This window comes from Kitasatospora sp. NPDC030952 (assembly GCF_055571335.1).
Window position 1 is genome coordinate 820,626 of sequence record NZ_JBVIFM010000001.1, and the last position, 23,535, is coordinate 844,160.

The following is a 23,535-nucleotide window of genomic DNA, read 5'->3' on the forward strand; positions in this document are numbered from 1 at the left end:
TCCTAGCCCAGGACCGGCAGGTACTCCCCCAGGTCGCTGCGCTCGCCGGAGGCGGACACCTCGTGGTCCGCCACCGCGGCCGCCCACGGCACCCGGCCGGTGGCGAGCCGGATCCAGGTCAGCGGGTCGGTCTCGACCACGTTGGGCGGGGTGCCGCGGGTGTGCCGGGGGCCCTCGACGGCCTGGACGACGGCGTACGGCGGGATCCGCAGCTCGACCGCCCCGCCGGGGGCCCGGGCGGCCAGCGCGTCGGCCAGCAGCCGGGTGACGGCGGCGAGGGCCTGGCGGTCGTGCGGGAAGGCGGCCAGGCCGAGGGCGTCGGCCAGGTCGTCGGCGTGCACCACGGTCTCGACCAGCCGGGTGACCAGCAGGTCGGCGAGCGTCATCGAGCCCAGCCGGATCTCGAACCGCCGCGCCGGGTCGGCGGCTTCGGGCCTCGCGAGCAGTCCGGTCAGGGCGTCGGCGGCCCGCCCGAAGGCCTCCGCGACCGCGGCCGCGTCCCCGTCGAACTCCGCCCCGGCCCGCTCCCGGGCCTGCTCGTCCAGCAACGGCGCCACCGTGCCGACCGCCGCCACCCAGCCCGTCAGGTCGAGCTGCGGGCGCCCCTGGAGCGGGTCGTCCAGGTGCGCGGGGAGGTACTCCAGCTGGACGGCCAGGTGCGCGATCAACTCCCGCACCCGCCAGTCCCCCAGCCTGGTCGGCAGGTCCAACTGCCCGTCGGCGAGGCCCGCCACGGCGGCACGCAGCGCCCCGGTCTGGGCGGCCAGCGCGGCGCGGACCTTCTGCGGTTGGTAGGTACGGGACTTGGCAGGCATGGGGCCCAACATACGCCGAGGGCCTGTCTCCCGGGTTTTGTCGGCTCAGGCAAGGACCCGGGAGACAGGCCCTGAGGGGCGGGCGGTTCAGAACGAACCGCCCGCCCCTCGGAACAGCCGATCAGGCCAGCAGGGCCTCGATGACGCCGGTGTGGGCGTCCTTCAGCTCGGCCAGCGTGACGCTGAACTGCCCCTGGACGTCGATGCTGTCGCCGTCCACGACACCGATCCGGGTGGCCGGCAGGCCACGCGCGGTGCACATGTCGTTGAAGCGGAGCTCCTCGCTGCGCGGCACCGCCACGACGGCGCGGCCGGCCGACTCCGAGAACAGCAGGACGAACGGGTCGGTGCCCTCGGGCACGACGATCCGGGCGCCGTGGCCGCCCTTGAGGCAGCTCTCCACGAGCGCCTGGCCGAGGCCGCCGTCGGAGAGGTCGTGCGCGGCGTCGATCATGCCGTCGCGCGAGGCGGCGATCAGGATGTCGCCGAGCAGCCGCTCGCGCTCCAGGTCCACCTTGGGCGGCAGGCCGCCGAGGTGGTCGTGGACGACCTGCGACCAGGCCGAGCCGCCGAGCTCGTCCGCGGTGTCGCCGAGCAGGTAGAGCAGCTGCCCCTCCTCGGCGAAGGCGACCGGGGTGCGCCGGGTGACGTCGTCGATGACGCCGAGCACCGCGACGACCGGGGTCGGGTGGATGGCGACGTCGCCGGTCTGGTTGTACAGCGAGACGTTGCCGCCGGTGACCGGGGTGCCGAGCACCAGGCAGGCGTCGGCCAGGCCGCGGGTCGCCTCGGCGAACTGCCACATGACGTCCGGGTCCTCGGGGGAGCCGAAGTTGAGGCAGTCGGAGACGGCGAGCGGCTTGGCGCCGCCGGCCGCGACGTTGCGGTAGGACTCGGCCAGGGCCAGCTGGGCGCCGGTGTACGGGTCCAGCTTGGCGTAGCGGCCGTTGCCGTCGGTGGCGACCGAGACGCCGAGGTTGGTCTCGTCGTCGATCCGGATCATGCCCGAGTCCTCGCCGTGCGAGAGCACGGTGTTGCCGAGCACGTAGCGGTCGTACTGGTCGGTGATCCAGGACTTGGAGGCCTGGTTCGGGTGGCTCGCGACCTTCAGCAGATCGGCCTTGAGGCCCTCGCCGGTGGTCGGGCGGGCCAGCCGCTCGGCGGTGGGGGCGTCGGCCTGCAGCGCGTCCTGCCAGCTCGGGCGGGCGTAGGGGCGCTGGTAGGTCGGGCCCTCGTGGGCGACGGTGCGCGGGGGCACGTCCACCACGAGCTCGCCGTGCCAGAAGATCTCCAGGCGCTCGCCGTCGGTCACCTCACCGATGACGTTGGCGATGACGTCCCACTTCTCGCAGATCTCCAGGAAGCGGGCGACCTTGTCGGGCTCGACGATCGCGCACATGCGCTCCTGCGACTCGCTCATGAGGATCTCCTCCGGCGAGAGCGTGTGGTCGCGCAGGTGCACGGTGTCGAGGTCGATCCGCATGCCGCCGGAGCCGGCCGAGGCCAGCTCGCTGGTGGCGCAGGACAGGCCGGCCCCGCCGAGGTCCTGGATGCCCTTGACGAGCTTCTCCCGGAAGATCTCCAGGGTGCACTCGATCAGCAGCTTCTCCTGGAACGGGTCGCCGACCTGGACGGCCGGGCGCTTGGCCGGCTTGGTGTCGTCGAAGGTCTCGGAGGCCAGCACCGAGACGCCGCCGATGCCGTCGCCGCCGGTGCGGGCGCCGTACAGGATGACCTTGTTGCCGGCGCCGGAGGCCTGCGCGAGGTGGATGTCCTCGTGCTTCATGACGCCCACGCACAGGGCGTTGACCAGCGGGTTGCCCTGGTAGCAGGAGTCGAAGACGACCTCGCCGCCGATGTTCGGCAGGCCTAGGCAGTTGCCGTAGCCGCCGATGCCCGCGACGATCCCGGGCAGCACGCGCCGGGTGTCCGGGTGGTCGGCCGCACCGAAGCGCAGCGGGTCCATCACGGCGACCGGGCGGGCGCCCATCGCCAGGATGTCGCGCACGATGCCGCCGATGCCGGTGGCCGCGCCCTGGTAGGGCTCGATGTACGAGGGGTGGTTGTGCGACTCGACCTTGAAGGTGACCGCGTAGCCCTGGCCGACGTCGACCACACCGGCGTTCTCGCCGATGCCGACGAGCATCGCGTCCGAATCCGGCTTCTTCTCGCCGAACTGCTTCAGGTGGACCTTGCTGCTCTTGTACGAACAGTGCTCGGACCACATGACCGAGTACATCGCGAGTTCGGCGCCGGTCGGGCGGCGGCCGAGAATCTCCCGGATGCGCGCGTACTCGTCCTGCTTGAGGCCGAGTTCGGCCCACGGCTGGGCGGCGTCCGGGGTCTGCTCGGCGTTCTTGACGGTGTCGAGGCTCATCAGGCGTTCACCAGCTGCTTCAGGACGGAAGTGAAGAACCCCAGGCCCTCGGTGCTCGGGCCGGTGAGCGGCTCCACGGCGTGCTCCGGGTGCGGCATCAGGCCGACGACATTGCCGGCGGCGTTGGTGATGCCGGCGATGTCGCGGTACGAACCGTTCGGGTTGACGTCGAGGTACCGGGCCACGACCCGGCCCTCGGCCTCGAGTTCGTCCAGGACGTGCGCGTCGGCGACGAAGCGGCCCTCGCCGTTCTTCAGCGGGACGACGATTTCCTGGCCCGCCGCGTAATCCCGGGTCCAGGCGGTCTCCGCGTTCTCGATGCGCAGCTTCTGGTCGCGGCAGATGAAGTGCAGCGAGTCGTTCCGGGTCAGCGCGCCGGGCAGCAGGTGCGATTCGCACAGCACCTGGAAGCCGTTGCAGATACCCAGCACGGGCATTCCGAGCCTGGCCTGCTCGATGACGGTGTCCATCACCGGCGAGAAGCGGGAGATCGCGCCGCAGCGCAGATAGTCGCCGTAACTGAATCCGCCGGGCAGGACGACGGCGTCGACCTGGTGGAGATCCTTGTCACGGTGCCAGAGGGCGACCGGCTCCGCGCCGGCCAGGCGGACCGCGCGCTGGGCGTCGCGGTCGTCGAGGGATCCGGGGAAAGTGACGACGCCTACGCGGGTGGTCACTTCGCCGCCTCCTCGACCCGGACGGTGAAGTCCTCGATCACGGTGTTGGCGAGAAAGGTCTCGGCGGCTTCGCGGATACGGGCGAGCGCGGCGTCGTCGACCGGGCCCTCCAGCTCCAGCTCGAAACGCTTGCCCTGGCGGACGTCGGCGATCCCGGTGAATCCGAGACGGGGCAGTGCACGCTGCACCGCCTGTCCCTGGGGGTCGAGGATCTCCGGCTTGAGCATGACGTCGACTACGACGCGTGCCACTGGCACTCCCGGTGGTGTCTTCGGTGAGGCGGGGGAACTCCAGACTACCGGCCGTTCGGGGCAGGATTGCTGGCCGGGGCGGGTGACGCGCGTAGACCCAGGACCCTTACGGCACAAGGGATCCAGCACCCCCACCCCCCGCACGACCCGGCCCGTTTCCGGTGATTCGCGGGCCCAAACCACGACCCGCGAAGAACACCCGAATACGGCACTTGGGGACAGATCCGCCCGTCCCGCACTCCGGTATCCCGCAGTGCCGCGAAGACTCGTGAATATCCGGAAAAGAATGTCGAACTCTTCGATTTCGACCCCCTTCGGGTGCAGAATAGGGCCACCTGTCGCGGCAAGTGCTGCGTATCCGGCGGGCCACCAGGCCTGCCCGTATGCGCTTGCGCGAGTTGGTGCACATCAGGCCACCCGTCGCACTCCGCGAACCGGCGGCCGAATTGCCCGAGAGGATTGACACCCATGGCTCAGCGTGTAGTTGTCACGCTCTCCGACGACCTGGACGGCGGCGCCGCCGCAGAAACCGTCCACTTCGGCGTCGACGGGAAGTCGTACGAGATCGACCTGTCCGTGGACAACGCGGAAAAGCTGCGGGAGGCCCTCGCTCCGTTCGTCGCGGCCGGCCGTCGCCAGAGCCGCACCGGAAAGTCCTTCCGCCGCACCGCGCTCACCCCGGACCCGGCCGCCGTGCGCGCCTGGGCCCTGTCGCGCGGGATGGAACTGCCGGCCCGCGGCCGCATCCCCAAGCACGTGTACGAGGCGTTCGCCGAGGCGAACTGACCCCGTCGGGGCACCGCCCCCGGTCGCCCTGCCCGCCTGGACCGAAAGGGTGGGGCGACCACCCCGAACGATGCTGTAGAGTAATCCTCGTCGCCGCAACGGAGAGATCCGAAGAGGCGGCGGGTGCCCCACCAGGCACCATGCGGACGTGGCTCAGTTGGTAGAGCATCACCTTGCCAAGGTGAGGGTCGCGAGTTCGAATCTCGTCGTCCGCTCGCAGTGCGCGAGCACAGCACAACTCAATAGTTTGACCATGCGGACGTGGCTCAGTTGGTAGAGCATCACCTTGCCAAGGTGAGGGTCGCGAGTTCGAATCTCGTCGTCCGCTCCAGCACGAAGGCCCCCTCGATCGAGGGGGCCTTCGACGTATTCCCGCACTTCCTCCGCCGCTCCTCCCCATGACATTTGTCATCGCCGACCCGTGGATCCGCACCGCCGATTCATGACGGCGCGCACTGCCCGCGCGGCCGGGCCGGCGGAAGGCTCGGGGCATGGAGAAAAGCCAGCCCGCCCGCCCCGGCGACAGCGTGATCGAGGTCACCGACCTGCACCGCCGCTACGGCACCGGCGCCACCGAGTACCACGCCGTCCGCGGCGTCGACCTGACCGTCGGCCGCGGCGAGCTGTTCGCCCTGCTCGGCACCAACGGCGCCGGCAAGACCTCCACCATGGAGGTCATCGAGGGCCTGGCCGCGCCCGGTGGCGGCACCGTCCGGGTACTCGGCCGTGACCCCTTCAAGGAGCGCGCCGCCGTCCGGCCGCGGATCGGCATCATGCTCCAGGAGGGCGGCTTCCCCGGCGAGCTCACCGCCGCCGAGACCGGCCGCACCTGGGCCGGGGTGACCAGCGGCGCCCGCCCGGTCGCGGAGGCCCTGGAACTGGTCGGCCTCGGCCACCGCGCCGACGTCCGGGTCAAGCAGCTGTCCGGCGGCGAACGGCGCCGGCTCGACCTCGCGATGGCTCTGCTCGGCCGCCCCGAGGTGCTGTTCCTGGACGAGCCCAGCACCGGCCTCGACCCGGAGGCGCGCGCCGCCGTCTGGCGGCTGGTGCGCGAACTGCGCGCCCAGGGCACCACGGTGCTGCTCACCACCCACTACCTGGAGGAGGCGGAGGAGCTCGCCGACCGGCTGGCCATCATGCACGGCGGCCGGGTCGTCACCACCGGCACCGTCGCCGAGGTGATCGCCGGCCGGCCCTCCCGGATCACCTTCGAGCTCCCCGAGTTCACCGGCAGCGCGCTGCCCGTCCTGCCCGGGGCCGAGGTCACCGTCGACGGCCGCAAGGTCACCGTGCAGAGCACCGGCCTCCAGGACACCCTCACCGACCTGCTCGGCTGGGCCCGGCACCACGGGATCGCCCTCGGCGCCCTGGACGCCCGCAGCGCCTCGCTGGAGGAGGCCTTCCTCGCCATCGCCTCCGAGGCCGCCCACCAGGCCCCGCCGCAGGCCCCCGCCGCCGCCCGTCCCGCCCGCCGCCGTCTGATCGGATCCGCCCGATGACCACCGCCGCCGCCGCCACGGGTGCCCCGAGCACCACCGCCGGCCGACTGTTCGCCCTCGGCCGCGCCGAGGCCACCCTGCTGGTGCGCAACCGCACCGCGCTGTTCACCGCCGTGGTGCTGCCGGTCGTGCTGATCGGCACCCTGCGCGGGATTCTCAAGCAGCAGGCCGAGACCACCCCCGGGCTGGACGTCGACTCGATGCTGGTCTACGGCTCGGTCGGGATGATCCTGGCCTTCGTCGTCTACTACAACCTGACCGCCGCGTACGTCGGGCGGCGCGGCGAGCTGGTGCTCAAGCGGCTGCGCACCGGCGAGGCCAGGGACCTGGAGATCCTGCTCGGCACCGCCGTCCCCTCGCTCCTGCTCGGCCTGCTGATGGCCGCCCTGATCGGGATCGGCGGCAGCCTCGGCCTGCACCTGGCGGTGCCGGTCAACCCGCTGCTGATGCTGGCCGGCCTGGTGCTGACCCTGGCCACCATGATCGCCCTGGCCGCGCTGTCCAGCGCCTTCACCAAGACCGTGGAGAGCGCGGGCATCACCACCCTGCCGGTCATGCTGGTCATGCAGTTCGGCTCCGGCCTGTTCGTCCCGCTGGAGGTCATGCCCTCGCAGCTGGCCGACGTCTGCCGCCTGCTGCCGACCACCCCGGCCTTCCAGCTGATCCGGGTCGGCTGGTTCGGCACCGACGGCTCGGCCGCCCCGACCGACTTCCTCGGCAGCTGGAGCGCCGCCGCCCCGCACCTGGTCACCGGCACGGTCTGGTTCGGCCTGGCGGTCTGGGGCGCGGTCCGCTACTTCCGCTGGGAACCGCGCCGCTGACCTGGGGTGGGAGAGGGAAACCAAAAGACCAGCCCGTGTTCCACCTCTGATATGAAGGCAGCGACACGATCGTGATCAGACGGGGAGCACTGCGATGGTCCGGGGGCCGATCCGACGCTGGCGGAGCTACGGCAAGCCGCAGCGCGCCGAGCTGTACTTCCGCTGGTCGCTCTACCTGGTGGCATGGTTCACGCTGCCGGTGAACCTGCTGGCCAGCGCCTCCGCCGTGCGGATCCAGGGGGCGACGTCCACCGCCCAGGTCGGCCTGGTCCTGTCGCTGGCCTCCGTGCTGGTCACCCTCCGGGCCTACCGGACCTCGCTCGACCACTACCTGGGACGGCCCAGCACGTACCGGCGGTGGCTGATCGTCAACACCGCTCTGAGCGTGGCCGGTTCCTGGATCGTCCTGCTGCTCGGCCCGGCCTCCGACGGGCTGTCGACCCACCCCGGCCCGCCGTTCACCGCGGTGATCGCCGCCGCCCTGGTCGGAGCGGCCGCAGGCCCCACGGGGGTGGGCCTGCGGTGGCGGTGGACCTCGCTCGTCGGAATCGCTCTGCCGTTCGCGATCGCCCCGGCGATGCTGCTGGCCGGAATCGGCTTCGGCACCACCTGCGGATGGGTCTGCGGTTCGATCTTCGGCATCCTCGTCCTGATCGGCAGCTGCCGCAGCTTCGCCTGGGTGACCGCCGTGGTCTGGGAGCTGGACGCCGCCCGCGAGGCGCAGTCCCGGCTGGCCGTCGCCGAGGAGCGCCTGCGGTTCTCCCGCGACCTGCACGACGTGATGGGCCGCAACCTCACCACCATCGCGCTGAAGAGCGAACTCGCCGTCCAGCTCGCCCGGCGCGGACGGCCGGAGGCCTCCGAGCAGATGGCCGAGGTGCAGAGGATCGCCCAGGAGTCGCAGCGCGAGGTCCGGGACGTCGTCCGCGGCTACCGCACCGCCGACCTGCACGCCGAGGCGATCGGCGCCCGCGCCGTACTGCGCGCCGCCGACGTCAGCTGCGAGATCGACCTCGGCGAGGACGTCGACCGGCTGCCGCACCCCGTGCAGTCGGTGCTCGGCTGGGTGATCCGCGAGGCCACCACCAACGTGCTGCGGCACAGCGAGGCCGCCCACTGCCTGATCCGGCTTCGGCAGCGGGACGGCCGGGCGGTGCTGGAGCTGGAGAACGACGGGGCGCCCGCCGTGCCGCTGCCCTCCCAGGGCGGCGGCACCGGACTGGGCGGCCTGCGCGAGCGGCTGGCCGCCCACAACGGCGAACTGAGCGTCCCGGCCGCCGCGCCCGGTACCTTCCGGATGCTCGCCACCGTCCCGCTGCCAGGCTGAGAGAGGCCCCGATGACCGAGAACACCGCGCCCGTCCGCGTCCTGCTCGCCGACGACGAGCACCTGATCCGCGGCGCGCTGGCCGCGCTGCTCTCGCTGGAGGACGACATCGAGGTGGTCGCCCAGGCCGGCTCCGGCCCGGAGGCGCTGGCGATGGCCCAGTCGCACCGGCCGGACATCGCGGTGCTGGACCTGCAGATGCCCGGCAAGGACGGCATCGAGGTGGCCACCGAGCTGCGCCGGCTGCTGCCGGACTGCCGCTGCATGATCGTCACCGGCCACGGCCGGCCCGGCTACCTGAAGCGGGCACTGGAGGTCGGGGTGCGCGGCTTCCTGCCGAAGACCGTCTCCGCGGCCGACCTGGCCGGCATCATCCGCACCGTGCGCTCCGGCGGCCGGTACGTGGACCCGGAACTCGCGGCGGACGCGATCAGCGCCGGGGAGACCCCGCTGACCCCGCGCGAGACGGACGTCCTGGAGCTGGCCGCGGACGGCACCCCGATCGCGGAGATCGCCGAGCGGGCCGCGCTGTCCCAGGGCACCGTGCGCAACTACCTGTCCTCGGCGGCCACCAAGCTGGGTGCGGAGAACCGGCACGCGGCGGTGCGGATCGCCCGCGAGCACGGCTGGATCTGACGCCGTACCCGCGGGCCGTCCGGGCGGCTCAGACCCAGCTGGTGCCGGTCAGCCGCTCGTACACCTCGATGTACTTGGCGCGGGTCCGCTCGACCACCTCGGCCGGCAGCTCCGGCGGCGGCTGCTCGCTGTAGCGGTCCCAGCCGGAGGCCGGGGAGACCAGCCAGTCGCGGATCAGCTGCTTGTCGAAGGACGCCTGCGAGCGGCCCGGCCGGTAGTCGTCGGCCGGCCAGTAGCGGGAGGAGTCCGGGGTGAGCACCTCGTCGCCGATGATCAGCTCGCCGTCCAGCAGGCCGAACTCGAACTTGGTGTCGGCCAGGATGATGCCGCGGTCACGGGCGATGTCCCGGGCCCGGGCGTAGACGTCCAGGGTGGTGCGGCGGACCTGGTTGGCCAGCTCGGCGCCGATCCGGCGGGCGGTCTCCTCGTACGGGACGTTCTCGTCGTGCTCGCCGACCTCGGCCTTGAGGGCCGGGGTGTAGATCGGGGCGGGCAGCTCGGAGCTGTTCTCCAGGCCCTCCGGCAGGGCGATGCCGCAGACCGTGCGGCTCTCCTCGTACTCGGTCAGGCCGGAGCCGGCCAGGTAGCCGCGGGCGACCGCCTCGACCGGGATCATCTCCAGGCTCTTGCAGACCAGCGTGCGGCCCTTCCAGTCGGCGGGGGCGCCGGCCGGGAGCTCGGTGGAGATCACGTGGTTGGGGACGATGTCGGCGATCCGCTCGAACCACCACAGCGAGAGCTGGGTGAGGACGCGGCCCTTGTCCGGGATCTCGTTCGGCAGCACCCAGTCGTGGGCGGACGTCCGGTCGCTGGCCACCATCACCAGCTCGCCCGCTTCGGTGCGGTACAGGTCGCGCACCTTGCCGGTGTGCAGGTGGACCAGGCCGGGTACCAGCACCGGCTCGGGCTTGGTGACAAATCCGCTCAAGGTGTTCAGTCCTCAGGGGTCGTTCACGGGCGTGGGGCACCGCGAAAGGGGAGGTCACTGCTCCCGCAGTCTTTCACGCCCGCCCGGGCCCGGTTCCTGCGGAGCCGGGGCTCAGTTCTTGCAGAGCCGGTCCAGCAGGTTGGCGGTGGCCCGCTGGACCCGCTCGTCGGTGAGCCCGGGGCGGCCCAGCGCGGGCGACCAGGCGAAGGTGCCGGCCGCGAAGACGTACGCGCCGCTGGGCGCCCGGTACAGCGAGGTCTCCTGGTAGCGGGTGCGGCCGGCCAGGTCCCGGTACGGCGAGTGGGCCAGCAGCACCCGCTCGGTGTGCTCGGGCAGCGCGACCTTCGGGTAGTACCGGTCGGCCTCCCCCGCGACCAGGCCGGGCAGCTCGTCGCCCTCCTGCAGCCCGGTGCCGTCCCAGAGCCAGTGCCCGGTGTGCCGGGCGACCAGCGGCACCGGCGCCGCGACCCGGCCCGAGTACTGCACCCCCAGCAGGTGCTGCTCGGGCTCGCCGGCGTCCCGCCACAGCGCGCTGGCCGCACCGGGCACCCCGGCGGCCGGGCTGCCCGGTCCGGCCTTCTGCCGCTTGCGGCAGTTGAGCAGCCGGTTGGGCTCGCCGGAGGCGGCGGCGGTCAGCTCGACCCGCCAGTACATGGTGTTGGCGGACAGGAAGACCAGCGAGGTGCCGCCGTCCCGGGCCCGTTCGGCGGCCCGTCTCATCGGCTCGGACCAGTACTCGTCGTGGCCGGGGAAGACCAGCGCGCGGTGCTCGGCCGGGTCCACCAGGCCGGCGTGCAGGTCGGTGGCGGTGGCGTAGGAGAGGTCGTAGCCGTAGCGCTCGGCCCAGCGGATGAAGTCGTACGCGTGGCCGACGTGCAGCGGCAGTCCGGCGGTGGCGTGCGGGCGGTCGAAGGACACCGTGACGGCCGCCTCGGGCTCGCCGACCAGGCCGCCCCGGCCGTCCCAGGCGTGGTAGAGGCTGGCGCCGGTGCGGCCGTCCTCGGGGAACAGGTTGTACGCCTGCCAGGTCACGTCCGGGAGCACCAGGAGCAGCTCGGCGGTGCGCCCCTGGTCGGCGAAGTCCCGTACGGTGAACGGGATGTGGCTGCGGTGCAGCATGTCGGCGGTGGTCAGCACGGCGACGTACGCGCCGGGCTTCCAGTGCGCCGGGATCTGCAGTCGCCAGGAGTGCCACCAGTGGTGGCAGGAGACCGTCCGCTCGACCACCAGCGGGGCGGGCTGGGCGAGGCCGGCCACCAAGGGGCTGTCGGTCATGTGGCGGGCGCCGTCGCCGCCGTAGTGGCCGATCCGGTAGACGCTCACGGTGAAGTCGCGGGGCGGGTTGACGGTGACCCGGAAGTCCACCGAGCCGCCGGGGCGGACCACCCCTGCCGAGGCGAAGCCCTTGATCTGCTGGTCGACGTCGTTGGAGCTCTGCGGGGTGCCGACCGGCGGCTTGGTCCGCGCGCCGGCCGACAGCGGCTGCTGGCCGGGCGCGTCCACCGAGACGTACCAGGGCACGGCGCCCTCGGCCCCGGCCAGGTACTGGTCGGGGCTGCGCAGCCAGGGCAGCGGGCCCTGGCCGAAGGGGTCGGAGACGCTGTAAGCGTGCGTGCCCGACTCCCAGCGGCGGTTGAGTTCGGTCCCCACGCGCCCCTCCCAGGTGCACTTCCGTCCGGTTGGCACGTGCCCCCCGGATGTGCGTGCGGTCTAATACACCACACGGCGCTGGCGCTCCGTCACCCCACGGTAGCAATTGGTGTCGGGAATCTTCCGGGCCGTCAGGACAGGGCCTCCGGCCTGCGGATACGGCCGGCGGCCGAAGCCCCCGGGGGCGCGTGCCGGGGCTCCGAGCGCCGCCCGGGACGGCTGCGACGTCAGAGGCGGACGGGTTTCTCGAGCCGGACCTCGGCGGCGTCCAGCCAGGCGCGCAGCGGACCGTCCTGGCCCTGCTCCACGGCCTGGGCGACCGGGCCGGCCAGGTCGGTGCGGCGGACCCCGCCGAGCAGCAGCACCGGGCCGTCCAGCCAGTCCAGGCCGGGGGCGCCGCCCGCGGTGTCCACGGCGGCGCAGCAGACCATCGCGGTGACGTGGTCGACCAGCAGGTCGCGGCCGGTGCGGTCGGGTTCGAGCAGCGGGGCCGGGGCGGTGGTGCGGGCCAGCTGGGCGGCCAGGGCGGCCGCCAGCTGCTCGCCGTCGCCCTCGGCGAGCCGGAGCAGCAGCCGGGTGAGCGTCGGGGCGCCGGGGCGGGACTGCGGGGCCAGCCGGTCCAGCGCGGACTGCAGGCCGGTGGCCCGGGCCCGCCAGCCGACGTCCACCACCCCGGCCGGGTAGTCGGCCCACTCCAGCTCGTGCCAGGCGCCGGCCGCCGGACGGCCGAAGAACAGCTCGGCCGCGAGCCGGGAGACCGCCCGGTCCACCTCGCCGGGCTCCTCCAGCAGGTCGCAGGCGGGGCGGTCGCCGAGCCGGGTGCCGTAGCTGTCGGCCAGCCGGTCGCGGCGGGACAGCTCGGTCAGTGCGGCGACCACGCCGGCGTTCAGGTGCACCGGGTGGCGGCCGAGCCGCCAGGCGGGCAGCGCGACCCGGGTGAGCAGCCGGTCCCAGCCGGCGTAGGCCAGGCCGACCTGCTCCTGGGCGGCGATCCGCAGGCCGTAGTCGACCGTCCGGGCCTGCTCGGAGGCCCAGCTCGCGACCGACCGCTCCAGCTCGGCGGAGTGGCCGCGGCACGCGCCCAGCAGCCGGCGGGTGACCCGCCGGGTGAGCCGGTCGGCGAACCCGGCCGGGCCGCGGCGGGGCGGGGCGGGCGGCCCGGCCAGGGTGCCGCCGCCGAGGCCGGGGGCGGTGCCCGCGCCGGAGTCCAGGCAGGCGTCCAGGCTGCGCAGGAAGCGGCGGGCGGCGGCGATCTCCGGGTCCGCGGAGGCGGCGGTGCCGGCCACCACGGGGGCGAGCAGGGCGCGCAGCTCGCCGGCCCGCATCCACCACAGGAAGGGCGAGCCGATCACCAGCACCGGCGCGGGCGGCCCGGCGTGCGGTCGCGGCCCGCGGGGGCGCCGGGGCGGCGCGACATCCTCCAGCCAGCTGTCGCAGTCCGGGGTGAGGGCCACCGCGGAGGGCGCGGGGACGTCCAGCCGGTCGGCCAGTTCGTCGATCAGCCGGTACAGCTCGGGGGCGGCGCCCCGCTCGACCGGTACGGCCGGGGTCCGTGGCGGGACGGCCCGGCGCAGGGCGCGGGCGGTCAGCCCGGCCACCAGCAGGGTCAGCGCGGCGACCGCGCATATCACCCAGCGGGCGGCGTCCCAGCCGGCGGCGTCGGAGGAACCGGCGGCCCCGATCCGGCCGGTGAACCGGCCCGCGAGCAGGACCACCGCGACGGCGGCGGGCAGGACGGCCGCGGCCAGAGCGAGGCCCCGGATCCGCAGGACCGCTTGGGCGTGAGCGCGCGCGGTGTCGACGGCCATACGGTGCGGCACCCCCTTCGGAGCCCTCGGGCGCCCGTTACGGGCCCTGAGCCGACTCGAAACGATCAGTTCCGACCGGGAAGCGGAGGTGTCCGCTCCCCGGCAGTGCATGCTGTGTGGCGCTACTGACATTTTCGACGCCCCGATCCGGGCGGGTGTTCCGGATCGGCCCGGTTTCCACTCGTCCCGGTGACGCCGCCCGGTCGCTGCGGTGACGCCGTCCGAATTCCGGACGCCCACGACCGGTCCGATGCGAAGCACCGGGCGACCGCCTGGCCGATCGCCGTCCAGCATCCCCCCGCGGGCGCGCCGCTACCCGGCGGCGACCCAGGCGCACGGCCCGTCGCACGGCGATCCAGCGCACCATAAGGCCGAGCGCCCGGTTACGTCAGCTGGATGCGGGTGCTATCACCCGATGGGCTGGAATCCGCCCGCCGAACGGTGAGTCGGCCCGCCGGACCACCCCCACCCCGGAAACGCCGGAGGCGCTGCGCCCTGTGGGTTGCCGCGGCCCCCTTTTTGGGCTCGCTCGGCTCCGGGGCGCTCGGACCCGGTGCCGACCCCCTTTCTGGGGCTCGCTCGGCTCCGGGGCGCTCGGACCCGGTGCCGACCCCCTTTCTGGGGCTCGCTCGGCTCCGGGGCGCTCGGACCCGGTGCCGACGGTCGGCGGGCGCTGCGCCACCTCCTTCGTCGGCGGCTTGGCCCTTCTCCCTTTCGGCACCGGCGCGCCCCTTCGGCTCGCTCGCGCCGTGCGTGGCGCGGGCCCCGTCACGCAGAACCCGTAGCGCAGGCCCGATGGTTCAGGCCCGATGGCGCAGGATCCGTGGCGCGGGGCCTGTTTCGTTGGGCCCATGGCTCGGCCCCCGTGCGAGGGGTCGCACGGGGGCCGCGAGGGGCGCGGGACCTCAGGCGGTGGCCGCCTTGAGCGCGATGTCGGTGCGGTGCTGGCCGCCCTTGAGGGAGATCCGGTCCACCGCCGCGTAGGCGCGGTCGCGGGCCTCCGCCAGGTCGGCGCCGGTCGCGGTGACCGACAGGACGCGGCCGCCGGCGCTGAGCACCCGGCCGTCCTGGTCCGTCGCCGTGCCGGCGTGCAGCACGTACGCGGTGCCGTCCGCCTCGGCCTCGGCCAGGCCCTCGATCGGGTCGCCGGTGCGGGGCGCGGCCGGGTAGCCCTCGGAGGCGACGACCACGGTGACGGCCGCCCCCTCGTCCCAGCGCAGCGGCTCCAGCTGGTCCAGGGTGCCGGTGGCGGAGGCCAGCAGCACGCCGGCCAGCGGGGTGCGCAGCCGGGCCAGCACGACCTGGGTCTCCGGGTCGCCGAAGCGGGCGTTGAACTCGATCACCCGGGTGCCGCGGGAGGTGAGCGCCAGGCCCGCGTACAGCAGGCCGGAGAACTCGGTGCCGCGGCGGCGCAGCTCGTCCACCGTGGGCTGGAGGACGGTGTCCAGGACCTCCTGGACCAGCCCGGCCGGGGCCCAGGGCAGCGGCGAGTAGGCGCCCATGCCACCGGTGTTGGGGCCCTCGTCGCCGTCCAGGGCCCGCTTGAAGTCCTGGGCGGGCTGCAGCGGCAGCACGGTGGTGCCGTCGGTGATCGCGAACAGCGAGACCTCGGGGCCGTCGAGGTACTCCTCGATGACCACGCGCTCGCAGGAGGCGGCGTGCGCCAGCGCGGCGGCGCGGTCGGAGGTGACCACGACGCCCTTGCCGGCCGCCAGGCCGTCGTCCTTGACCACGTACGGGGCGCCGAAGGCGTCCAGCGCCTCGGCGGCCTCCTCGGCGGTGGTGCAGACGTAGGAGCGGGCGGTGGGCACGCCGGCGCCGGCCATCACGTCCTTGGCGAAGGCCTTGGAGCCCTCCAGCTGCGCGGCCGCGCCGGAGGGGCCGAAGACCGGGATGCCGGCCGCGCGCACGGCGTCGGCGACGCCGGCCACCAGCGGGGCCTCGGGGCCGACCACCACCAGGTCGGCGCCGAGCTTGGCGGCCAGTTCGGCGACCTGCGCGCCGTCCAGCTGGTCGACCGGGTGGACCGTCGCCACTCGGGCCGTACCGGCGTTGCCCGGGGCACAGTGCAACTCGGTCACGGAGGGATCTTGGGACAGGGAGCGGCACAGGGCGTGTTCGCGGGCGCCGCCGCCGATGACGAGGACCTTCACGCCAGGCAGCGTAGTCGGTGGCCAGTTCCGGCCGCTCTCCGGTCCCGTCGGATCCTCCAGGAAAGGCGCTCCGTACACCGATGACGTAGGAGGATCCTCCAAACCAGGACGGTCCCGGATGCGCGGCGAGTGTCCGGGTCAGGACGGCGGGTCACCGGCGCCTCGCTCGGACGGGTGAAATCTCGCCGACCCCCGCAACCGCCCCACCTCGGGTTCCGGTGGCCGAAACCGGTAACGATCAGCGGTGAAGGGCACCCACGGTCAGCCATTTGGCGGTAAGAAGTGCTGTTGGAGAACCACCGGCAGACGTCACGTCAGCCGATGCGCCGACAGACCCAGCCGCCCGCCCGCCACAGGGAGCCCCACAGGTGAGCCAGCCGGAAATGCAGCCCGAGGAGAGTGCCTGGGGCAAGGAGATCGGTGAGGAGGACCAGCCCGCCGCAGCCGTGGCCCGGCGGGCCTCCACCCGCCACCGGGGCGATCTGAGCGCCCGCCAGTTCCCGCTCGGGGACTGGGGCGAGCCCGCCGAACGGCTGGAGGAGCTCTACCGCTGGTCCGAGGAGCGGGCGGTCGAGGCGATCGAGTGGTACCGCCGGGACCGGATCTGGAAGCGCCGCTGGGCCCGGCTGCTGCGGTTCGGGTCGGCCGGCTTCGCGGTGGGCGGGGTGACCGCCCCGCTGGTCCAGCTCACCGGCACCGTCGCGCACGGCGCCGGCTGGGGCTACGTCGGCCTCGCGCTCGCCGCCGCCTGCTACGGCACCGACCGGGTCTTCGGGCTCACCTCCGGCTGGATGCGGGACGTCTCCACCGCGCAGGCGCTGCAACGCCGCCTGGAGGCCTTCCAGTTCGACTGGGCGTCGGAGTGCGTGCGCGAGGTGCTCGGCCCGACCGAGGGCACCGCGGGCGAGGCCGCCGAGCGCTGCCTGGGCGTGCTGCGCCGGTTCTGCGAGGACGTCTCGGACATGGTCCGCACCGAGACCTCGGAGTGGATGCTGGAGTTCCGCGCGTCGATGACCCAGCTGCCCACCCAGTCCGCGGGGACGTGGGGCGGGCGCACCGAGCCCGGGGTGGGCGCCCAGGTGCGGGTGCTGCCGCCGCCGGGGGCCAGGCCCACCATGCCGCGCCAGCGGCCGCCGGAGGGGCCGCTGCGCTAGGCCCGGCGGGAGCGGGACGCGCTACGCGAAGACGATCATCGAGCCCTGGGCGAGGCTGCGGGTCGCCGCCGCGTACAGGCCCGACCAGGCGTGCCGCTCCCGGGCGAAGGGGTGCAGGTCGTCGATCGGCGGCCCGAACGGCTGCTCCAGGCCGGTCGGGCCGAGCGGCCGGGTCGGGGCCGGCGGGTTGAGCGGGTCGATGCCCAGGGCCGGTGCCACGGCCTGGAGTTCGCGCAGCAGCCCGTGGCTGGAGCCGAGCGGGCCGCCGGAGGCGAGCAGGGTGTCGTCCACCAGCGGGGCCGGGAACTCGATCGGCACGTACGCGCCGGCGTGGTCGAAGTGCCAGACCAGGTGGGACTGTTCGGCGCTGCTCTCGAACATCTCCAGCAGCTGCTCGTAGTCGCCGCCGAGCGCGTCGACCGGGGTGATGTCCAGGCCGGTGAGGCCCAACAGGTAGGCGCGGCGCAGGAAGTGCAGCGAGTCGTAGTCGAAGGCGGCTATCGGCTCGACCGCCCCGCTGAGCCCGGGGACGAACTGGTAGACCGGCACCTCGGGCAGCCCGCGTGAGGTCAGCACCGCGTTGTAGAGCGCGAGGTCGTCCCGGAAGGGGTTGTCGGGGCTGTGGCTCAGCACGTCCACCAGCGGGACGAGCCAGAGGTCGCAGGCCATGGCCGGCAGTTCCTCTCCGGGCGGCGGGAATCGCCCGCGGGAGCGGGGCGACGGCGGGGGCGGAGTCGGTACCCGGACGGCCCGTGCGGGCGCCCGGTTCGACGCCCGCCCACCCTACCGGCCCGGAGCCGGGTGCGGATCGGGCCGTCCCCGCGGGGCCTCGGGGGGTGGCTCGGGCAGCTTCCGGCCGAACCCGGTGTGCGGCGGCACCCAGCGCGGCTGCGGTACCAGGCCTAGGCCCAGGCCCAGTTCCCGGCCCAGCTCGCGGCCGACCTCGTCGCTCCGCCGGGGCCGCCCGGACCGGGCCGTCCCCGTCGCCGTCGCTGTTCCCGCTCCCGCTCCCGCTCCCGACGCGGGCTCCGCCGACGGCCGGGCCGGCGACTGGGCCGACGGCTGGACCGGCTGCGGCCCCGGCGGCTCGACCGGGACGGGTAGCGGCTCCCCGTCGGCGACCTCGGTGAGCAGCCCGAGCACCGTCACCGACTCCAGCGGCCGCCCGGCCAGCCCGGCCAGCAGCCGGACGGTGAACAGGTTGTACTCGCAGATGATCCGGTGCGCGCCGATCAGGTCGTGGGTCGCGATCGCGTCGACCAGGTCGGGGTGGCGGTCCCAGCAGACCCCGGCCAGGGTGGGCATCGCCCGCAGGTAGGGCGCGGCGAACATCCAGGACTGCACCCGCAGCCAGTCCAGGTAGTCCCCGATCCGGCGGTTGCCGAGCAGGGCGGAGACCTCCTGCCAGAACCGGCGGTCGCAGCCCACCATCACGTCCAGGTTCCCGGCCCGGGCGGCCCGGACGGCCGCGTCGGCCCGGCGGCTCAGTGAGGGCAGCCGGCTGAGGTCGGGCAGCGACCGGCGGGTGGAGAACTGGCGGTAGAAGCTGTCGGTGAGCAGCACCCGGGACTCGAAGATCTCCAGGAAGTCCTCCCAGCCCAGCTCCGGCACCGTGAAGCCGCGGTGGTGCTCGGCCCGCAGCAGCCCCTGGGCGCCGAGGTCGACCAGGGCCTCGCGGGCCGGGGTCGCGGAGACGCCGTACAGGTCGGCGATCTCCTTGACGGTGAAGTTGCGGCCGGCCTCCAGCCGGCCGGCCATCATCTCCTCGCGGAGCGCGCCGGCGATCTGCTCGCGCAGGCTGTTGCGCTGGATGACGGGGCGGGGGGTGTCGCCGGCGCCGGTGCCGGACATGCGCGCGACCTCCTCGGGCGGGCCGCCGTGCCGACCCGCGACGGACCGGCCGACCGGCGGCGGGGAACACGACGAGTGCTCATCTTCTCAAACCGGCCCGGAGCAGGTACGAACCAACCCTCCGGAAAGCCGTGCCCCCGCCCGCGCCTACCGCTGGACCGGCGCCGGGATCCCCAGCAGGCGGTCCCGCAGCACCGGGAAGTCCTCGCGCGCCCGGCCCACCTCGGCCGGGTCGAACTCGACGGTCAGCACCTGCTCGTCCGGCCCGGCCTCGGCCAGCACCTTGCCCCACGGGTCCACCACCAGGCTGTGCCCGGCCTGCTCGACCCCGGCGTGCGTCCCGGCGGTGTTGCAGGCCAGCACGAAGGCCTGCTCCTCCAGTGCCCGGGCCCGGGCCAGCAGCGTCCAGTGCTCGCGCCGCTTGGCCGGCCAGGCCGCCGGGACCACCAGCAGCTGGGCGCCGGCGTCCAGCAGCGCCCGGAACAGCTCCGGGAAGCGCAGGTCGTAGCAGGTGGCCAGGCCCAGGGTGCCGAACTCGGTGGGCGCGGTGACGATCTCCTGCCCGGCGCCCATCACCACCGCCTCGCCGCTGTCGAAGCCGAAGCGGTGGATCTTGCGGTAGGTGTGCACCAGCTCGCCGTCGGGGGCGAACACCATCGAGGTGTTGTAGATCGGACCGTCCGGGTCGCGTTCGACGATCGAACCGGCGTGCAGCCAGACCCCGGCGGCCCGGGCGGCGGCCGCCATCGCGTCCGAGGTGGGCCCGTCCAGCGTCTCGGCGCCGTCCGACCAGAGCTCGTGGGCGAAGCCGCCGAGCGGCCACAGCTCGGGCAGCACCACCAGGTCGGCGCCCTGTTGGGCCCGTACCAGCGACGCGGCCCGGGCCCGCCGTTCGGCGGGCGGCTCGGCGTCGGAGACCGCGAGTTGGATCAATGAAGCGCGCACAGTACCACCGTCCACGGCAAGAGACCTACGATCGTCACCCGAAAGCGCTGCCCAGCTGTCTCCCGGCAGCGTAACGTGCGGTTAGCGTGCGCGCCCGGAAGCCGGCCATCCCGGCCGAGAGCGACGGCCGGGCGCGGAGCGTAGGAAAGCTGACGGAGGGCCGGAGATTCCCGTGACGGACAACCAGACCGTGCAGGCTTACACGGAGGCGTGGACGCAGAGCATCGAGGCCATATCGGAGCTGGTCGCCCCCCTGCCCGAAGGCTCCTGGAACCGGGCCACCGAGTGCCCCGGCTGGTCGGTCCGCGACGTCGTCTCGCACGTGATCGCGGTGGAGTCCGAGCTGCTCGGCGATCCCCGCCCGATCCACTCGCTGCCGCGTGACCTTCGCCACGTGACCACCGAGTTCGCCCGCTACGTCGAACTGCCGGTCGACAAGCGCCGCTGCCACACCGCGCTGGAGATGACCAGCGAGCTGGAGTACACGATCATCCGCCGCTCGCGCGCGCTGCGGAACGCCAAGCAGACGCCGCAGGAGCCGGTCCGCTGGCCGGGCGGCCCGCTGGCCAGGGACATCCCGTACCACGAGCTGCTGCGGGTGCGGGCCTTCGACGTCTGGGTGCACGAGCAGGACCTCCGCCGGGCCCTGGACACCCCCGGCGACCTGGACTCCCCGGGCGCCCTGGTCGCCCGGGACTACCTGCTGCAGTTCCTGCCCAAGGCCGTCGCCCACAACGCCGGCGCCCCGGCCGGGACGGCCCTGGTGGTGGACGTGACCGGCCCGGTGGAGTTCCTGCGCACCGTCCGGGTGGACGCGGCCGGCCGCGGCGTCGTGGACGAGTCGATCAGCCTGGCCCCGGACGTCCAGCTCACCATGGACTGGGAGACGTACGTCCGGCTCGCCTGCGGCCGCGGCCGGCCCGGCCCGGTGGGCGTCGAGGGCGACAAGGAGCTGGCCGAGCGGGTGCTGGCCAACTTCTCGGTCACCGTCTGAGGCCCGGGGTTCAGGAGGCGGCTGCGACCTTCCGGCGCAGCCGCAGGATCATCGCCGTGCCCAGCGCCAGCGGGACGTACTGCCAGCAGAACGCCCAGCGGAAGGCCTCGGCCGAGTACGCCCCGGCGCCGGCCGGGGAGAGCGCGTCCAGCAGCACGCCGATGCCGAACAGGGTGATCATCGTGCCGATGAAGCCGCCCATGTTGACGATCCCGGAGGCGGTGCCGAGCCGTTCCACCGGGTTGCGGGCGCGCGCGTAGTCCAGGCCGACCAGCGAGGCCGGGCCGTTGCTGCCCATCACCAGGATGATCCCGACCAGCAGCCAGAACGGCGGGTGCCCGCCCGGCCAGGCCAGCACCAGCGCCCAGCCGAGCCCGGTGGCCGCGAGGACGCCGAACACGATCGGCATCCGGGCCCGGGCCGTCCGGGAGATCAGCCGTCCGAAGACGAAGCCGCAGCTCATGTTGGCGAGCACCAGCACGGTCAGCAGCCCGCCGGCCTCGCCCCGGGTCATCCCCTGGGCCTCGACCAGGTAGGGCAGGCCCCAGAGCAGACCGAAGGCGTTGCCGGGGAACTGGGTGGTGAAGTGGATCCACAGGCCCAGCCGGGTGCCCGGCTCCCGCCAGCAGTCCAGCACCTGACGGCGAACCTTCGGCCGCTCCCGCCGCTCCCCGGCCGGCCGCACCGGCTCCTGCTGTGCCGGGGTGTCCTGGAGGAAGAGCGCGACCAGCGCGAACACCGCCACGCCGAGCAGCGCGATCGCCGCGAAGGTGGGCGTCCAGCCCTCGCTGTGCAGCGCCTGGGCGAGCACCACGGTGGTGACCAGGTTGCCGCCCATCCCGGCCAGGCCGGTCAGCTGGGCGACGAACGGGTTCTTCGCCGCCGGGAACCACCGGGCGGCGATCCGCAGCACGCTGATGAAGGTCATCGCGTCGCCGCAGCCGAGCACCGCCCGGGAGGCCAGTGCCGGGGCGAAGGAGGAGCTGAAGGCGAAGGCCAGCTGACCGGCGCTCAGCAGCAGCACGCCGAGCAGCAGCACCCGGCGCGGCCCGAACCGGTCGACCAGCAGGCCGACCGGGACCTGCATGGCCGCGTACACCAGCACCTGGAGGATGGAGAAGGTGGACAGCGCCGAGGCACCGATGCCGAAGCGCTCGGCGGCGTCCAGTCCGGCCACGCCGAGGCTGGTGCGGTGGATGACGGCCAGGATGTAGACGCTGACGCCGATGGACCAGGCCAGCCAGGCCGCGCGGCCGCCGGGCGGCGCGGGGACGGTGGCGGCGGGGAGCCCGGCGGTGGCCGGGGACTCGGCGGTGGCTCGGGGCTCGGCGGTGGCTCGGGGAGCGGGGACGGACAGGGGCGGGGCTGAACGGGCGGGCTCCACGGTCATAGTCCGTCCAGACTAGTCATCCCATGATTGGACGCCCAGATCCGGGGGGTGTGACCTCGCGGACTCCGGACTCCGGCCCCCACCCCCGGCCGCCCCCAGCCCCCAGCCGCCGGCTGCCGGCTGCCTTCAGCCGGCCCCGGCCGACGGACCCGCGCCGGCGACGCTCAGCCGGTGACCGTCCAGGACACCGACCGGGTCATGTAGCGGTCCCGGAAGGCCTCGTCCCGCACCCAGTCCGTGGAGTCCCGGACGATCGCGGTCACGGTCACCGTCCGGCCCGGGGGCAGGTCCAGCAGGGCGGTGTCCAGCCGGCCGCCGTCCACGGCCTGCGGGGCGGCCGGGGCGCCGTCCACCTTCCAGTCCACCTGGAGCTGCCGGGTGCCGGTCAGCGGCAGCGGTCGGACGTCCAGCCGTGGACGCCCGGTGACCTCGCCGGGCGGCGGCGAGGGGGCGTCGGTGGGGCGGACCTTGCGGTACAGCTCCTCGATGATCGCCTCCCGGGAGGGCAGGTTGTAGGCGCTGCCGAGGGTGCGCATCACCGAGTCGGGGGTGGGCCGGTAGAGGCCGTTGGCGCTGCGGTACGCCCCGACGGTGCCGGCGCCGTCCGGCGACACCGCGCCCAGCCAGCGCCACCACTTGGTCTGCTTCTTGCGCATGTCGTCGGCGTTGAGGGTGGAGAGGTTCGGGTAGTCGGCGTCGTCCGGGGCGCTGTCGTACTCGTCCCCGAGGTCCCCCACGGTGTGCCCGATCTCGTGCTGGATGATCCGTCCGGCGTCCGGGCTGCCCCCGGCCAGGGTGGTCACCCCGGTGCCCCCCGCACCGCCGTACTCGACCGAGTTGGCCAGCGCTATCAGGTACTGCGGCCCGGCGCTGTCCCCGGCGTAGCGGGCGGTGGCGCCCTCGTCGGCACAGAGCAGCCGGGCGGTGCCCTCGCACCAGAAGTGCATGCCCAACGGGGTGGCGGGGTGGCGGCCACGGCCCTCGGTCTCGGCTATCCCGGAGACCGGGGAGACCACCTCGACCCGCCGTATGTTGAAGAACCCCTGGTAGGTGCGGAAGGGCTCGACGTCCATCAGCGCGTGCCAGGCCTTGTCGGCCTGCTGCCGGAAGGCCTCCTGTTCGTCCGTCGTGTAGCCGTCGCCGAGCAGCACCAGGGTGATCCGGTTGGCCGGGTCCCCGGTGCGGCGTATGTCGAAGGTCGGGGCGGCCGCGGGCAGCCGCTGGTCGGCGCGGAGCACGGTGTGCGGCGGCAGCGCCCGGTCGGCGGGGGCGCCGGCTCCGATCACGCCGAACGGCGAGGGGCCGACGAGTTCCAGGGCGGCGGGGAGTACGGCGGTGGACACCAGTACGAGGGCGGCCAGACTCCGGACGAGACGGCCAGGGTTGCCAGCAGGCATACGGGTGCGTCCTCGGGGCTCCGGTCACCCGGTGTCGCCCGGGTGGTGGAGCGGAGACGTACCCGGACCGGCGTGTC

At 73.9% G+C, this 23,535-nt stretch carries 20 protein-coding genes and 2 tRNA genes; 9 read left to right on the forward strand and 13 right to left on the reverse strand.

Features of this window, described 5'->3' with window-relative positions:
- Window positions 1-2: 2 nt before the first annotated feature.
- The 4 genes from ACZ47G_RS03825 to purS all read right to left on the reverse strand — a co-directional run bounded on the left by ACZ47G_RS03825 (window position 3) and on the right by purS (window position 4,120).
- Window positions 3-815 carry a maleylpyruvate isomerase family mycothiol-dependent enzyme gene (locus tag ACZ47G_RS03825; RefSeq protein ID WP_465739811.1) on the reverse strand — a complete coding sequence of 271 codons (813 nt, stop codon included), beginning with the start codon at window positions 813-815 and terminating at the stop codon, window positions 3-5.
- 121 nt (window positions 816-936) lie between these two features.
- Window positions 937-3,192 carry a phosphoribosylformylglycinamidine synthase subunit PurL gene (gene purL, locus ACZ47G_RS03830; protein WP_465739812.1) on the reverse strand — a complete coding sequence of 752 codons (2,256 nt, stop codon included), beginning with the start codon at window positions 3,190-3,192 and terminating at the stop codon, window positions 937-939.
- Complete coding sequence (gene purQ / locus ACZ47G_RS03835) at window positions 3,192-3,869, reverse strand: phosphoribosylformylglycinamidine synthase subunit PurQ (RefSeq protein WP_465739813.1); 678 nt, start codon at window positions 3,867-3,869, stop codon at window positions 3,192-3,194. Before purQ ends, purL begins: the two co-directional genes overlap by 1 nt.
- Window positions 3,866-4,120 (reverse strand): phosphoribosylformylglycinamidine synthase subunit PurS, encoded by a 255-nt coding sequence (gene purS, locus ACZ47G_RS03840; protein WP_030278336.1) that lies wholly within the window; start codon window positions 4,118-4,120, stop codon window positions 3,866-3,868. The genes purQ and purS overlap by 4 nt, the downstream gene beginning before the upstream one ends.
- Window positions 4,121-4,588: 468 nt before the next feature.
- Between purS and ACZ47G_RS03845 the strand changes: the two genes are divergently transcribed.
- The 7 genes from ACZ47G_RS03845 to ACZ47G_RS03875 all read left to right on the forward strand — a co-directional run bounded on the left by ACZ47G_RS03845 (window position 4,589) and on the right by ACZ47G_RS03875 (window position 9,188).
- On the forward strand, window positions 4,589-4,906 hold the full coding sequence (locus ACZ47G_RS03845; protein ID WP_030056585.1) for a histone-like nucleoid-structuring protein Lsr2: 318 nt from the start codon (window positions 4,589-4,591) through the stop codon (window positions 4,904-4,906).
- A 142-nt stretch (window positions 4,907-5,048) separates the two neighbouring features.
- Window positions 5,049-5,121: transfer RNA gene (locus ACZ47G_RS03850), tRNA-Gly, on the forward strand.
- 40 nt (window positions 5,122-5,161) lie between these two features.
- A tRNA-Gly gene (locus tag ACZ47G_RS03855) sits at window positions 5,162-5,237 on the forward strand.
- 160 nt (window positions 5,238-5,397) lie between these two features.
- Window positions 5,398-6,405 (forward strand): ABC transporter ATP-binding protein, encoded by a 1,008-nt coding sequence (locus tag ACZ47G_RS03860; RefSeq protein WP_465739815.1) that lies wholly within the window; start codon window positions 5,398-5,400, stop codon window positions 6,403-6,405.
- Complete coding sequence (locus ACZ47G_RS03865; protein WP_465739816.1) at window positions 6,402-7,226, forward strand: ABC transporter permease; 825 nt, start codon at window positions 6,402-6,404, stop codon at window positions 7,224-7,226. The genes ACZ47G_RS03860 and ACZ47G_RS03865 overlap by 4 nt, the downstream gene beginning before the upstream one ends.
- Window positions 7,227-7,320: 94 nt before the next feature.
- Entirely contained in the window at window positions 7,321-8,553 is a 1,233-nt protein-coding gene (locus tag ACZ47G_RS03870) for a sensor histidine kinase (RefSeq protein ID WP_465739817.1), read from the forward strand.
- 11 nt (window positions 8,554-8,564) lie between these two features.
- Window positions 8,565-9,188 carry a response regulator gene (locus ACZ47G_RS03875; RefSeq protein ID WP_380454211.1) on the forward strand — a complete coding sequence of 208 codons (624 nt, stop codon included), beginning with the start codon at window positions 8,565-8,567 and terminating at the stop codon, window positions 9,186-9,188.
- A gap of 28 nt (window positions 9,189-9,216) precedes the next feature.
- Here the strand turns inward: ACZ47G_RS03875 and ACZ47G_RS03880 are convergent, their stop codons facing one another.
- The 4 genes from ACZ47G_RS03880 to purD form a co-directional block, all read right to left on the reverse strand.
- Window positions 9,217-10,116: a phosphoribosylaminoimidazolesuccinocarboxamide synthase gene (locus tag ACZ47G_RS03880; RefSeq protein WP_465739819.1), complete on the reverse strand. Its 900-nt coding sequence runs from the start codon at window positions 10,114-10,116 to the stop codon at window positions 9,217-9,219.
- Window positions 10,117-10,227: 111 nt separating this feature from the next.
- Complete coding sequence (locus ACZ47G_RS03885) at window positions 10,228-11,766, reverse strand: N,N-dimethylformamidase beta subunit family domain-containing protein (protein WP_465739820.1); 1,539 nt, start codon at window positions 11,764-11,766, stop codon at window positions 10,228-10,230.
- A 227-nt stretch (window positions 11,767-11,993) separates the two neighbouring features.
- A complete protein-coding gene (locus tag ACZ47G_RS03890) occupies window positions 11,994-13,574 on the reverse strand; it encodes a M48 family metalloprotease (protein WP_465739821.1) in 1,581 nt (526 codons plus the stop codon).
- A gap of 905 nt (window positions 13,575-14,479) precedes the next feature.
- Entirely contained in the window at window positions 14,480-15,727 is a 1,248-nt protein-coding gene (gene purD, locus ACZ47G_RS03895; protein WP_465739822.1) for a phosphoribosylamine--glycine ligase, read from the reverse strand.
- A 368-nt stretch (window positions 15,728-16,095) separates the two neighbouring features.
- Here purD and ACZ47G_RS03900 point away from each other — a divergent pair, with 368 nt between their 5' ends.
- The gene (locus tag ACZ47G_RS03900) at window positions 16,096-16,881 is read left to right on the forward strand and encodes an SLATT domain-containing protein (protein ID WP_465739823.1); all 786 of its coding nucleotides are present in this window, start codon (window positions 16,096-16,098) and stop codon (window positions 16,879-16,881) included.
- Window positions 16,882-16,902: 21 nt separating this feature from the next.
- Here ACZ47G_RS03900 and ACZ47G_RS03905 read toward each other — a convergent pair whose 3' ends face one another.
- From ACZ47G_RS03905 to ACZ47G_RS03915, 3 genes are all read right to left on the reverse strand, one after another.
- Window positions 16,903-17,550 carry a hypothetical protein gene (locus ACZ47G_RS03905; protein WP_380454200.1) on the reverse strand — a complete coding sequence of 216 codons (648 nt, stop codon included), beginning with the start codon at window positions 17,548-17,550 and terminating at the stop codon, window positions 16,903-16,905.
- A 114-nt stretch (window positions 17,551-17,664) separates the two neighbouring features.
- On the reverse strand, window positions 17,665-18,732 hold the full coding sequence (locus ACZ47G_RS03910; protein WP_465739824.1) for a GntR family transcriptional regulator: 1,068 nt from the start codon (window positions 18,730-18,732) through the stop codon (window positions 17,665-17,667).
- Window positions 18,733-18,879: 147 nt separating this feature from the next.
- Complete coding sequence (locus ACZ47G_RS03915; RefSeq protein WP_465739826.1) at window positions 18,880-19,677, reverse strand: carbon-nitrogen family hydrolase; 798 nt, start codon at window positions 19,675-19,677, stop codon at window positions 18,880-18,882.
- 172 nt (window positions 19,678-19,849) lie between these two features.
- On the opposite strand from ACZ47G_RS03915, the gene ACZ47G_RS03920 reads away from it, so the two are divergent.
- Entirely contained in the window at window positions 19,850-20,671 is an 822-nt protein-coding gene (locus ACZ47G_RS03920) for a maleylpyruvate isomerase family mycothiol-dependent enzyme (protein ID WP_465739827.1), read from the forward strand.
- A 10-nt stretch (window positions 20,672-20,681) separates the two neighbouring features.
- On the opposite strand, the gene ACZ47G_RS03925 is transcribed toward ACZ47G_RS03920, so the two are convergent.
- Entirely contained in the window at window positions 20,682-22,061 is a 1,380-nt protein-coding gene (locus ACZ47G_RS03925; protein WP_465739829.1) for an MFS transporter, read from the reverse strand.
- 164 nt (window positions 22,062-22,225) lie between these two features.
- A complete protein-coding gene (locus ACZ47G_RS03930) occupies window positions 22,226-23,458 on the reverse strand; it encodes a M64 family metallopeptidase (RefSeq protein WP_465739830.1) in 1,233 nt (410 codons plus the stop codon).
- Window positions 23,459-23,535: the final 77 nt, after the last annotated feature.